General features: G+C 64.8%; 9 protein-coding genes, 1 tRNA gene and 2 pseudogenes. 11 read left to right on the top strand and 1 reads right to left on the bottom strand.

Going from position 1 to position 12,078, the window contains the following annotated elements; translation table 11 throughout:
- The 11 genes and pseudogenes from K289_RS0134705 to K289_RS0134655 all read left to right on the top strand — a co-directional run.
- Positions 1–274: pseudogene (locus tag K289_RS0134705) on the top strand (IS256 family transposase); the annotation flags it as partial.
- A 36-nt stretch (positions 275–310) separates the two neighbouring features.
- Positions 311–1,345, top strand: a pseudogene (locus tag K289_RS46150) (PspA/IM30 family protein); the annotation flags it as partial.
- Between the two features lie 10 nt (positions 1,346–1,355).
- Positions 1,356–2,024: an OB-fold-containig protein gene (locus tag K289_RS0134695; RefSeq protein ID WP_027555662.1), complete on the top strand. Its 669-nt coding sequence runs from the start codon at positions 1,356–1,358 to the stop codon at positions 2,022–2,024.
- An 11-nt stretch (positions 2,025–2,035) separates the two neighbouring features.
- Entirely contained in the window at positions 2,036–3,739 is a 1,704-nt protein-coding gene (locus K289_RS0134690; protein ID WP_027555661.1) for a flotillin family protein, read from the top strand.
- A gap of 150 nt (positions 3,740–3,889) precedes the next feature.
- Positions 3,890–4,258: a hypothetical protein gene (locus K289_RS0134685; protein ID WP_027555660.1), complete on the top strand. Its 369-nt coding sequence runs from the start codon at positions 3,890–3,892 to the stop codon at positions 4,256–4,258.
- 141 nt (positions 4,259–4,399) lie between these two features.
- Positions 4,400–4,474, top strand: a tRNA-Asn gene (locus tag K289_RS0134680).
- 221 nt (positions 4,475–4,695) lie between these two features.
- Complete coding sequence (locus tag K289_RS0134675) at positions 4,696–4,875, top strand: hypothetical protein (protein WP_027555659.1); 180 nt, start codon at positions 4,696–4,698, stop codon at positions 4,873–4,875.
- A gap of 147 nt (positions 4,876–5,022) precedes the next feature.
- Positions 5,023–5,685 carry a protein-L-isoaspartate O-methyltransferase gene (locus K289_RS0134670; protein ID WP_027555658.1) on the top strand — a complete coding sequence of 221 codons (663 nt, stop codon included), beginning with the start codon at positions 5,023–5,025 and terminating at the stop codon, positions 5,683–5,685.
- Between the two features lie 205 nt (positions 5,686–5,890).
- Entirely contained in the window at positions 5,891–7,297 is a 1,407-nt protein-coding gene (locus K289_RS0134665; RefSeq protein WP_027555657.1) for a TolC family outer membrane protein, read from the top strand.
- Positions 7,298–7,595: 298 nt separating this feature from the next.
- Complete coding sequence (locus tag K289_RS0134660; protein WP_027555656.1) at positions 7,596–8,363, top strand: PopZ family protein; 768 nt, start codon at positions 7,596–7,598, stop codon at positions 8,361–8,363.
- Positions 8,364–8,492: 129 nt separating this feature from the next.
- Complete coding sequence (locus K289_RS0134655; protein ID WP_027555655.1) at positions 8,493–11,369, top strand: valine--tRNA ligase; 2,877 nt, start codon at positions 8,493–8,495, stop codon at positions 11,367–11,369.
- A gap of 49 nt (positions 11,370–11,418) precedes the next feature.
- Here K289_RS0134655 and K289_RS0134650 read toward each other — a convergent pair whose 3' ends face one another.
- Complete coding sequence (locus K289_RS0134650; RefSeq protein ID WP_027555654.1) at positions 11,419–12,033, bottom strand: DNA-3-methyladenine glycosylase; 615 nt, start codon at positions 12,031–12,033, stop codon at positions 11,419–11,421.
- Positions 12,034–12,078 lie beyond the last annotated feature (45 nt).

Raw genomic sequence — 12,078 nt, 5'->3', positions numbered from 1 at the left:
CCCGGCCGAACACTGGAAACACTTGCGGACGACCAATCCCATTGAAAGCACCTTCGCTACCGTGCGACACCGCACGATCCGATCGAAGGGTTGCCTGTCCAACAGGACGGCACTCGCGATGGTCTTCAAACTGCTTGAGGCCGCGCAGAAAAGCTGGCGTCGTCTCGATGGCCACAACCAGTTGCCAAAACTCGTTCTCGGTGTGACATTCAACGACGGGATCGAGGTCATCGCCAAACCGACTGACCGTCAGCCCATAACCGCCGCCGCCTGACCGGCCGCGCCGTCACCAAAATTTGGCGATAGCTCGGAGGAGGTCGGCCGGACCCACAATGTGGGGTCCAACGTCGTCCTGCTTCATGCCCACGCCTACGAGCCGATCCGGAAACAGACCGCGCTGCCGTCGCGCCTTGTGACGCTGGGCCTGCGCGACCGCGCCGACTATCGCGCCGCGCAAGTCCGACGCCTGCCGCTCGACGACAAGCTCGCCAAGATCAAGGGGCCGGCCACCATTTCGATCTCGACCGTGCAGGGCCGCTTCAGCGTGGCCTTCGATTACGCCGGCTACGCCGAGGGCTGGGGGCAGAGCGTGCCCGCGCACCTCATCCGCACCGACGACGGTTTTGAAGTTCACTACGGCGTCACGCCGAACAGTCTGCCAGAGGAGGAGAACGCCATGGATACCATCGCTGCCGCCCCCGACAACTTCCTGTCCCGGGTCGGGCGCCTGATCGCCGGGATCGCCTACGACGCGATCGAGCAGGCGGAAGGCAAGAACAAGCTCAAAGTCGTTGGACAGGCGATCCGCGAGATCGAGCGGGCCGAGAGCGAGGCGCGCGATGCGCTCGCCTCCGCCCGCGCCGAGGAATATCGCCTCAACGCCAGGCGAACCGAGATCGAGCGCGAGATGACCGATCTCGCCGCCAATATCCAGGGCGCGGTCGAGGACGGGCGCGACGAACTCGCGCGCGCCGGCATCGCACGTCAGATGGATCTGGAGGCGCAGTTCGAGGTGCTGTCGCGCGCCATCGACGAGAACAATGAGAAGATCGAGCAATGCGTCACCTCGCTCCGCGCCGTTCTGTCGGCACTTCAGGATGCTGAGCAGCGCCGCGCCGATCTGGAGAAGAGCGAAGCGGCCGCAAGCCATCAGGCCTCCACCTCGCCGCGGAAGCAGGGCGGCGCCTCGGCGGCGGCGAAGGCAATACGGGCCGGCAGGGCGGTGGCGCGCGCCACGGGCGTGCCGCCGGGCATTCCGTATTCGAGCGACATCGATGAACTCAGCGCGTTGCATCGCGACAAGGAAATTGCGGCGAGGCTCGCGCGGCTGAAATCGCGCTCCTGAGTGCCGTGTCATGAGCGTTCTGCTCGAACATGTGATGGCGCCCGAGGTCAGGCCGTTCGCGATCGCGGCGGCCATGATCCTCATCGTCGGCTCCGTCGAGATCGTCTCGATGCTGGTCGGCGTCTCCCTGAGCGAGATGCTCGGCGGCACCGTGGATTTCGGCCACCCCAGCGACAGCGGCGTGATCAACGCGATCTCCTGGATCAATGTCGGCGGCGTGCCGCTGCTGATCTTCCTGCTGTTGCTGCTCGGCACCTTCTCGATCACCGGCTTCCTCATCCAGGACGTTGCGCGGATGGTCGCCGGTCCGTTGCCAGCCATGGTCGCCTCGATCGCGGCCGTCGTCGTGTCTATTCCGCTGGTCCGCGCCGCGAGCGGGACCATCGCGCGGGTCATTCCCAAGGATGAGAGCTACGCCGTCGGTCTCGGCGATCTCGTCGGCCGTGTCGGCGAGGTCGTCATCGGCCCCCTGGACCAGGGCCCGCCCGGCCGCGTCAGCGTCGCCGACGTCCACGGCAACCGGCACTTCGTTCTGGCGATCGCGGCACCCGAGTCAGCCCCGCTGCCGCAGGGGACCCTAGTCCTCCTCGTCGATCGCGACGGCACCCGTTTCGTGGCGGTCAAGGCCGACGATGAACTCAAACCGTCCAAGCCCACTCTAAGCCAGCAAGCCCATTAGCGGAGAAAGTCATGTTCGACATCGCAGTCCCGGCCATGATCGGCGTCGCGCTGATCGTCGTCCTGGGGATCGTCTTCACCATCCTCTACAAGCGCGCCACACGCGACGAGGCGTTCGTGCGTACCGGCCTCGGCGGCAAGAAGGTCGTGCTCGATGGCGGCGCCATGATCCTGCCGATCTTCCACTCCTATGCCAGCGTCAACCTGAAGACCCTGCGGCTCACGGTCGAGCGCAAGGAGCGGGAATCCCTGATCACCAAGGACCGGCTTCGCGTCGACATCGTCGCCGAGTTCTACGTCCGCGTTCGCCCCGACGAAGAGAGCATCGCGCTCGCCAGCCAGACGCTGGGCGCGCTGACCAACGATGCTGAGGCGCTGCGCAACCAGGTCGAAGCCAAATTCGTCGACGGCCTGCGCTCGGTCGCCGCGACCATGACCATCCTGGAGCTCCAGGAGAAGCGCTCGGACTTCGTCAAGCACGTGCAGTCGACCGTCGAGTCCGACGTGAAGTCGAACGGCCTCGAGCTGGAGTCGGTGTCATTGACGAAACTCGACCAGACCGACGTCAAGTTCTTCAACCCCGAAAATTTCTTCGACGCAGAGGGTCTCACCCAGCTCAAGACCATTACCGAAACCCGCCGGCGCGACCGTAACGCCATCGTGCGCGACAACGAGGTGGCGATCGCGCAGAAGGACCTCGAGGCGCGGCAGCAGACCCTGGGGATCGAGCGGACCAAGAAGGAGGCCGAGCTGTCGCAGGAGCGCGACATCGCCAACAAGACCGCGAGCACCCGTGCCGAGGTGGCGACCGCGACCCAGACGGCGCGCCTGACCGAGGAGAACGCCCGCATCGATACCGACCGGGCGGTCGCCGAGAAGGAGGCCGGTGCCAAGCAGGTCAAGGAAACCGCCGTCATCGAGTCGGATCTCGCCATCAACAAGCGCAAGACCGACGCCCAGCGCGAGATCCAGATCGCCACGCAGGAGAACGAGATCCAGATCGCCAGCAAGAGCAAGCAGACGTCGGAAGCAGTGGCCGAAGCCAAGGCGGCCGAGGCACTGGCCGTCTCCGCGGAGGAAAAGGTCGTCACCGCGCGCGCCGTCGAGGTCGCCGATCGCGGCCGTCTCACCCAGGTGCTGGCCGCGCGCACCGAAGCCGAGCGCAAATCGACCGAGCTGATCGTCGCAGCGGAGGCCGAGAAGAGGGCGGCGCTCGATCGCGCCGAGGCTACCAAGACGTTGGCGACGGCGGAGGCCGAGTCCAACAAGATCAAGGCGGTCGGCGTCAGGAACATCGGTGAGGCCGAGGCCGCCGTGATCACGCTGAAGAACGAGGCGCAGAACAAGCTCGGCAACAACGTCATCGATTTCGAGCTCGCCAAGAAGCGGATCGAGACGATGCCGTCGGCGCTCGCCGAGATGGTGCGGCCGATCGGCAATCTGAAGGACGTCCGCATCCTTCACACCGGCGGCGCGTTCGGCGGTAGCGGCAACGGCGCAGGCAATGCCGGCTTCGGCGAAGGGCTCGCCGGCGAGCTTTTGAAGGTCCACGCGCTGCGTCCCATGATCGACGAGATCCTGCGCCAGAGCGGCTTTGCACCCGGTGAGGACCCGGTGAAGGCGCTGGTTGGTGCCGTCACCGGCAAGAGCAACGGCGCGGCGGTCACGCCCGCCGCAGTCCCTGCGCCGGAGAAAACAAACGCCGCAGATCTATGAATGCCCGTTCATTGCTGCGGTGAATGCTGATCGATAAGAACAGGCCGTGCGCGTCTCACCTCGCGCACGGCTGTCCGAGTGCAAGGTCGATCGCGTGTTGAAGCTTTCGATCGCCCTCCGAACGGATGTTCCTACGATCAGGGATTTCACATGAAGTATTTTCTGTCTGGACTGATTGCCATCGGTCTTTCGATTGCTGCCGCGCCATCCTTTGCGGCCGACGCCCGCAACGTCTCCGTGGTCAACGAGACCGGCTATGCCATCAAGTTTCTAGGTTTCAACGCGCCCGATGACGGCCTGGACGAATGGGACAACGAACTCGACAAGGTCTTGCACAACCAGGTGAGCACCTATGTCGAGTTCGACGAGGATGACGAGGGCTGCGTCTGGAACATCCGCGTCGACTGGCAGAACTATGACGAGTCGGTGCTGTGGAAGAACGTCAACCTCTGCAAGTTCAACGTGCTGAGGTTGCGCTACGACCCCGGCACCAAGACCACGTCCTTCATCGCGGAGTAGTTCGCCTTCGATGCCGGGAGGAGGGGCTTGACGCCCACGAAGGCCCTTCCTCAGGCGTTTGCGGAAGATGACGAATTCGTCCTTTGCAAGCGCAAGCGGCTTTGTTATACGCAGCCGCGCGCGAACGTCGGTTCGCCCTTTTCCTCGGTAGCTCAGCGGTAGAGCATCCGACTGTTAATCGGATGGTCGCTGGTTCGAATCCAGCCCGGGGAGCCAAATTCCGCTGCATTTTCAATAGATTGCGATTGCCTCTTCTGGCGTCGTGCGATGTCGTTGCAGTAAGCTAACAGGTACCGCCACCCCCTGCCTCGATGCAGAATCGCACTCAGGCATCAAGCAGTTGTGTGGAACAGCGCTGTCGCGCCACGAGGCCGGCGCCAAATCGACTCAATTCAAACCGAGCTTCCCGGGGCTGGACCCCAGAGGAGCTGATTCCAATGCGAGACATCCAGGTCGACTATTCGCGCTTGGCCCCCTCGATTCTTCCTGCCGACATTCCCGAACTCAGTGACGATGAATGCCTGGCGCGGCTCGCGCGTGCCGTCGAAGCGCCCGATTCTGCGCGACTAGACGAGGTCGCCGCGCTGATCGGCCGGCTCGCAGTCGCGATCGAATAGACCTGTTTGGATCGCTTTGCGGTCACGGGGACCGGGATGCTGTCCCGGCTGGTCCCTGCCAACGCCCGTGTTGCGTTTTCGCGGAGCTTGTTCCAAAGATGCCGCCAACTTTCGTCCGCGGCATTGTCCGCATTTCAGGGTCCGCAAATGTCCGGTTTTTCGACCGCGCGCCAAAAAATGGTCGATGGCCAGGTGCGCACCAATGACGTCACTGATCGCCGCATTCTCGACGCCATGCTCACGGTTCCCCGTGAGGCGTTCGTGCCCGCCGGCCGGCAGGCATTGGCCTATCTCGACCTCGATCTCGACGTGAGCGAGGGCGCTGCCAAGCGGTACCTGATCAAGCCGGCTCTGACCGGCAAGCTGCTTCAGGCCGCCGGGATCGGCGAGGCCGACAAGGTGCTCGTCGTCGGGTGCGCGAGTGGATATCTCGCCGCGCTGGTCGGCAAGCTTGCGGGTCAGGTTACCGCCACGGAATGCGATTCGGCGCTGGCCGCGAAGGCCAAGGACGCCATCGCCAGCCTCGGGCTCCCCAACGTCAGCTGCAAGGCTGCGCCCTGCACCGAAGGGGACCCGGCCGCAGCCCCCTATGACGTCATCGTTCTCAATGGCGCCGCCGAGGTGACGCCGGAAGGGCTGCTCGGCCAGCTCAAGGAGGGCGGGCGCCTGGTTGGGGTCTCCGCCGAATCGAAGCCGCCCCGGGCCATGATTGTGACCCATTCCCACGGCGAATTCGGCCATCGGACCCTGTTCGACGCCTCTGCACCGGTCCTCCCCGGGCTGGAACGGACCGCCGCCTTCGTCTTCTGACGGCCGATACCCCGTTAAAATACCGTTCTGAATCAGAAGTGTGGCCGGGAAGCTGCAGGTGAAGAGTTTCCGCTGAGAACTACTTCCGGGTAGTTCCGTCGCGCTCAACCCCGTCCTATGTTGCGACGGGGCAACGACTCCACTCGGATACGGTAACCAGGTTCGCGGGCACGAACCTGGCGTGAGATGAAACGGAATTTAAGGGATGCATGGGGTGAAGCTCTTCACCGGAGCTGCGGTTTCGGTCCTGCTGGCGGCGATCGCGGGGCCGACGCCTGCCTTGGCGGACACGATCGAGGCTGCGCTGGTGCGCGCCTATCAGAACAATCCGCAGCTCAACGCACAGCGTGCCCAGGTGCGCTCGACCGACGAAAACGTGCCGCAGGCGCTGTCGGGCTATCGGCCCAAGGTCGCGGTGACGGCCAGCGTCGGCGTTCAATACACGGATACGAACATTACCTCCGGGGGCTCGCTGAGCCAGATCGTCAGGACCGAGAACCACGGCGTGAACGCGCCGCGCAGCGCCGGCGTGACGGTGACGCAGAACCTGTACAACGGCAATCAGACCGCGAACAGGACGCGCGCTGCCGAGAGCCAGGTCTCGGGTTCCCGAGAGGCGTTGCGCGTGATGGAGCAGAGCGTTCTGCTCTCGGCCGCGACCACTTACATGGATTACCTGCGCGATTCGGCGACGCTGGAAGTCCAGCGCAGCAACGTGCGCGTGCTCGAGCAGACGCTCAAGCAGACGCGCGACCGCTTCAACGTCGGTGAGGTGACCCGCACCGACGTTGCGCAATCCGAGGCGCAGCTCGCCGCCGGCAAGACGCAGGCGCTGCAGGCCGAATCGAACCTGGTCACGACCCGCGCCAACTTCCGCCGCATCATCGGCAACGAGCCGGAAAACCTGGCGCCGGGTTCCCCGGTCGATCGCTTCCTGCCGGGAACGTTGGCCTCCTCCGTGAGCCTCAGTCTGGTCGAGAACCCCAACGTCACGGCCGCCATGTACGGCATCGACGTCAACTATCTCCAGGTCAAGATCAACGAAGGCGCGTTGCTGCCCACGATCAATTTCCAGGTCGCGGCGACGCAATCCTACGAGCAGACCATGACGATCTTCCGCTCGTTCGGTGCCTCGGCGGTCGCGCAGGTCTCCGCACCGATCTATCAGGGCGGCGCTGAATATGCGCTGATCCGTCAGTCCAAGGAAAACCTGGCGCAGCAGCGTCTCAATCTCGAAACGACCCGCGACCAGACCCGCGCCAACGTCGTGCAGTCATGGGGACAGTTGCAGGCCGGCAAGGCGCAGGTCGCCTCGGCGCAGGCGCAGGTCACTGCCTCCGAGATCGCGCTGAACGGCGTCCGCGAGGAAGCCAAGGCTGGACAGCGTACCACCCTCGACGTGCTCAACGCGCAGCAGGCGCTGGTCAATGCGCGCGTCGCGCTGGTGACCGCGCAGCATGATCGCGTGGTTGCGTCCTACTCGGTGCTGAGCTCGGTCGGCCGTCTGTCGCCGCAGGTGCTCGGTCTCTCCACGACGACCTATGATCCCAGCGTCCACTACCATCAGGTCCGCGACAGCTGGGCCGGCGTGCGCACGCCTGACGGACGCTGATTGCCGCAATGAGATTGGCCTCGCAAAAAGGCGAGGCCAATCGGCGGTTTGCTTGCAATCATCAAAATCCCTGACATAGCCTTTCAAGGAAGCAGCGGGCCGATTCGGCTCGCATGCGATGTCGTTTGCGTAACGTTTGGTGCCTGGGGCAGGGGCGCGCCGCACGTCGAGCCGTGAATTGGGGACAAGTCTGGCCGTCGCGACGAAAATGTCGGACTGCCCGTCGCGGAACCGGCCAATCCTGTCGTGCTTGGTGTAAAACAACGCATGCGAGGGCGTTGATGATGTGGAGTCGGAGATGACGCAGCCTGCAAAGGTCACAGAACCCTCGATGGAGGAGATTCTGGCCTCGATCCGGCGCATCATTGCCGACGACGAGGCCAAGCCGCCGCCGACAGACGCTGCCAAACCCGAGAAGGCTGCTGCGCCTGCCGCGCCCGCGCCGAAACCGCAGGCGATGAACGACATCCCGCCGTCCAAGATCACGCCGGCAAAGCCTGCCGCGGAAAAGCCGGCCCCGGCGGCCGCCGCCGCGAAGCCCGCATCGGCGCCAGCGCCTGCGGCGCCGAACAGCCAGGACGATATCGACGCATTGCTGGCGGGGCTGGACGAGGCGACACCCGCACCCGAGGTGCGGGCCCCGGAACCTGAGCCTGAACCCGAACCCGATGTGCTCGAACTGACCGACGAGATGGCGATGGAGCCGACGCCGCCTCCGCCGCCGCCGAGCTTCCGCAAGGTCGAGCCGCGCGACGATCTCGAGTTCGCCGAAGCGGCCCCATCGCGGCCCTCGACGCCACCGCCGTCATATGCGCCGGTGGATTTCGACGCGCCGCCGTTGCCGCCACAGCAGCCGATCCTGGCACAATCGACGGTCTCCGCGGTCGAATCCGCCTTCAATTCCTTGGCTCACACGGTTCTCTCCAGCAACGCACGAACGCTGGAGGATCTGGTCAAGGAAATGCTGCGGCCGATGCTGAAGTCCTGGCTCGACGACAACCTGCCGGGCCTTGTCGAACGCATCGTGAAGGCCGAAATCGAGAGGGTCTCACGCGGCGGCCGGTGAGCCGGGCCGCCTGGCCCCGATAAAGCCCTGCTTCCGTGTCCTATCTGGTCTGTCCGGCGGGCCGGAAAGCCCTTTTGCCGCTGAGCTTTCCGTTGACTTGAACCCCGCGCGCGGCTTTCTAGCAGCCCCATGATCGAGAAAAACTACCAGCCCGCCGATATCGAAGCCCGCATGTCCGTCGTGTGGGAGGACAGCCTTGCGTTCAAGGCCGGCCGTCCCGACCGCCGCGATGCCGCGCCCTTTACCATTGTGATCCCGCCGCCGAACGTGACGGGATCGCTGCACATGGGCCACGCCCTCAACAACACGCTGCAGGACATCCTGTGCCGCTTCGAGCGGATGCGCGGCCGCGACGTGCTCTGGCAGCCCGGCACCGACCATGCCGGAATCGCAACCCAGATGGTTGTCGAGCGGCAGTTGATGGAGCGCCAGGAGCCCGGTCGCCGCGAGATGGGACGCGAGAAATTCCTAGAGCGGGTCTGGGAGTGGAAGGCCGAGAGCGGCGACACCATCATCAACCAGCTCAAGCGACTCGGCGCCTCCTGCGACTGGTCGCGCGAGCGCTTCACCATGGACGAGGGCCTGTCGCAGGCCGTCATCAAGGTGTTCGTCGAGCTGCACCGCGATGGCCTGATCTACAAGGACAAGCGGCTGGTGAACTGGGACACCAAGCTGCTCACCGCGATCTCCGATCTCGAAGTGCAGCAGGTCGAGGTCAAGGGCAACCTCTGGTATCTGCGCTATCCGATCGAGGGCAAGACCTTCAGTCCGGATGATCCCTCGAGCTTCATCGTCGTCGCCACCACGCGTCCCGAGACCATGCTCGGCGACACCGGCGTCGCTGTGCATCCGGAGGACGAGCGCTATCAGAAGCTGGTCGGCAAGCACGTCATCCTGCCGCTGGTCGGCCGCAAGGTTCAGATCGTCGCCGACGAATATTCCGATCCGGAGAAGGGTTCCGGCGCGGTCAAGGTGACGCCGGCGCACGACTTCAACGACTTCGAGGTCGGCAAGCGCCACGGGCTGCGCCAGATCAGCGTGCTCGACAAGGAAGGCTGCCTCGATCTCCTCGACAACGAGGACTATCTGCGCGACCTGCCGGAAGGCGCCTCGCAATTCGCCGAGGAGTTCAACAAGGTCGAACGGTTCGCCGCGCGCAAGCGCATCGTCGAGCGGCTGGAGACGTTCGGCTTCATCGAGCGCATCGAGCCGCACACCCACACGGTGCCGCATGGTGATCGCTCCGGCACCGTGATCGAGCCCTATCTGACCGATCAGTGGTACGTCGATGCGAAGACGCTCGCGAGGCCCGCGATCGCGGCGGTGCGTTCGGGCGAAACGGCGTTCGTGCCGAAGAACTGGGAAAAGACCTATTTCGAGTGGATGGAGAACATCCAGCCCTGGTGTATCTCGCGCCAGCTCTGGTGGGGTCACCAGATTCCGGCCTGGTACGGACCAGACGGCAAGGTCTTCGTCGCCGAGACCGAGGAGGAGGCCGTCAGCCACGCGCTCGGCTATTACGTCGAGCAGGAGGTGATCACGCCGGAGCAGGGCCGCGAGATGGCGCTCGACCGCAACAAGCGTGAGGGCTTCATCACGCGCGACGAGGACGTGCTCGACACCTGGTTCTCCTCTGCGCTGTGGCCGTTCTCGACGCTCGGCTGGCCCGAAGATGCCCCCGAGGTGAAGCGCTACTACCCGACCAACGCGCTGGTGACCGGCTTCGACATCATCTTCTTCTGGGTCGCCCGGATGATGATGATGGGCTTGCACTTCATGAAGGAGGTGCCGTTCTCGACGGTCTACATCCACGCCCTCGTCCGCGACGAGAAGGGCGCCAAGATGTCGAAGTCGAAGGGCAACGTCATCGACCCCCTGCATCTGATCGACGAATACGGCGCGGACGCGCTGCGCTTCACGCTGGCCGCGATGGCCGCGCAGGGGCGCGACATCAAGCTCGCGACCAGCCGCGTCGAGGGCTACCGCAACTTCGCGACCAAGCTCTGGAACGCCTGCCGCTTCGCCGAGATGAACCAGTGCATTGTCCCCGAGGGTTTTGAGCCGGCGAAGGCGAAGGAGACGTTGAGCCGCTGGATCGCGCATGAGACCGCGCACACCACGCGCGAAGTGACCGAAGCCATCGAGGCCTATCGCTTCAACGACGCGGCAGGCGCGATCTACCGTTTCGTCTGGAACGTCTATTGCGACTGGTATGTCGAACTCGCAAAGCCCGTGTTGCTCGGTCCCGATGGACCGGCAAAGGCCGAGACCCGCGCCATGGTCGCCTGGGCGCGCGACGAGATCCTGAAGCTGCTGCATCCCTTCATGCCCTTCATCACCGAGGAGCTGTGGGAGGTGACGGCCAGCCGTGAGAGCCTGCTCGCGCTGGCGCCATGGCCGCTGAAACCGGCCGAACCGACGCCGGAGCAGCTTGCGATGCTCGCCGCGGCGGCCGGGCCGACCGATCCGCTGATCTCGCCGGCACTCATCATGCCCATGTTCGATCATGCCGACTTCACCGATCCTGCGGCCGAAGCCGAGATCGGCTGGGTGATCGATCTCGTCACGCAGATCCGCTCGGTGCGCGCCGAGATGAACATCCCGCCGGCCACGCTGACGGCACTGATACTTGCTGGCGCCTCCGCGGGGACGAAGGAGCGCGCGCCGCGCTGGACCGACGTCATCAAGCGTATGGCGCGGCTCTCGGACATCTCCTTCGCCGATCGCGCGCCCGATGGTGCGGTCCAGATCCTGGTGCGTGGCGAGGTCGCCGCCCTGCCGCTGAAGGGCGTGATCGATCTCGCTGCCGAGCGCGTGCGTCTCGACAAGGAGATCGCCAAGGCTGACGCCGACATCAAGCGCGCCGAGTCCAAGCTGGCGAACGAGAAATTCGTTGCCAACGCGGCGGAAGAGGTCGTCGAGGAGGAGCGCGAAAAGCGCGAGGCGGCGCTGGCGCGCAAGGCGAAGCTGCTCGAGGCGCAGGAGCGCTTGAAGCAGGTCTCGTGAGGCTCCGGTCATTCCGGGGCGATGCGCAGCATCGAACCCGGAATGACGCTCACTTGGGAAACGGCTTGCTCAGAAACTTCGATCCCTTGACGCCGTAGCGCCAGGGCAGCTCGACCGCCTTGGTAATGCCGATGCGGATGCCGGTCGCGACCTCGACATCTGCTGTCCGCGAATGCAGCGCGATCGGCGGCCGGTCGAGCGGCAAAGCGTTGTGGTCGATCGTGATGCCGAGCGCCTCCGTCAGCTTGCCTGGCCCCGAGCAAAGCGCGTGCACGTCGACAAGATGACGTCGCCGGCGCATCGCGCCGATGCCATGCGTCGGCGCCAACGCGCGGATCAGGACCGCACTGGCCGAGCCTTCCTCCTCGCAGACGAAGTTCACGCACCAGTGGATGCCGTAAGAGCGATAGACATAGGCAAAGCCGGGCGGGCCGAACATGACCCGGTTCCGCGGCGTCGGCCCGCGATAGGAGTGCGCCGCCGGGTCGGTATGATGATAGGCCTCGACTTCGACGATGGTCCCGCCGACGCCGCCAACCAGCATGGTCGCGCCGATCAGGTCGGGGGCGACCTCGTGGACGCTGCGCCCGAAAAAGGCACGCTTCAGCGGCTTGCCGAGGCGCGGCGTGGAGGCGTTCGAACTTCGTAGTTTTCTTGGAGCCATTCGAAGTGAGAATCGTCTGAGAACAGAGCAGGATATTCCCCATAT

This window comes from Bradyrhizobium sp. Cp5.3 (genome assembly GCF_000426265.1).
In the GTDB taxonomy this organism is placed as follows: domain Bacteria; phylum Pseudomonadota; class Alphaproteobacteria; order Rhizobiales; family Xanthobacteraceae; genus Bradyrhizobium; species Bradyrhizobium neotropicale.
Note: the sequence above shows the minus strand (reverse complement) of the source record. Positions and strands in the feature narration are given on the sequence as shown.

Bases quoted from the DNA above. Each gene is read 5' to 3' on its own strand.
- K289_RS0134695 (WP_027555662.1), top strand. From the start codon at position 1,356: ATGAGCGTTCTGCTCGAACATGTGATGGCGCCCGAGGTCAGGCCGTTC.
- K289_RS0134690 (WP_027555661.1), top strand. From the start codon at position 2,036: ATGTTCGACATCGCAGTCCCGGCCATGATCGGCGTCGCGCTGATCGTC.
- K289_RS0134685 (WP_027555660.1), top strand. From the start codon at position 3,890: ATGAAGTATTTTCTGTCTGGACTGATTGCCATCGGTCTTTCGATTGCT.
- K289_RS0134675 (WP_027555659.1), top strand. From the start codon at position 4,696: ATGCGAGACATCCAGGTCGACTATTCGCGCTTGGCCCCCTCGATTCTT.
- K289_RS0134670 (WP_027555658.1), top strand. From the start codon at position 5,023: ATGTCCGGTTTTTCGACCGCGCGCCAAAAAATGGTCGATGGCCAGGTG.
- K289_RS0134665 (WP_027555657.1), top strand. From the start codon at position 5,891: ATGCATGGGGTGAAGCTCTTCACCGGAGCTGCGGTTTCGGTCCTGCTG.
- K289_RS0134660 (WP_027555656.1), top strand. From the start codon at position 7,596: ATGACGCAGCCTGCAAAGGTCACAGAACCCTCGATGGAGGAGATTCTG.
- K289_RS0134655 (WP_027555655.1), top strand. From the start codon at position 8,493: ATGATCGAGAAAAACTACCAGCCCGCCGATATCGAAGCCCGCATGTCC.
- K289_RS0134650 (WP_027555654.1), bottom strand. From the start codon at position 12,033: ATGGCTCCAAGAAAACTACGAAGTTCGAACGCCTCCACGCCGCGCCTC.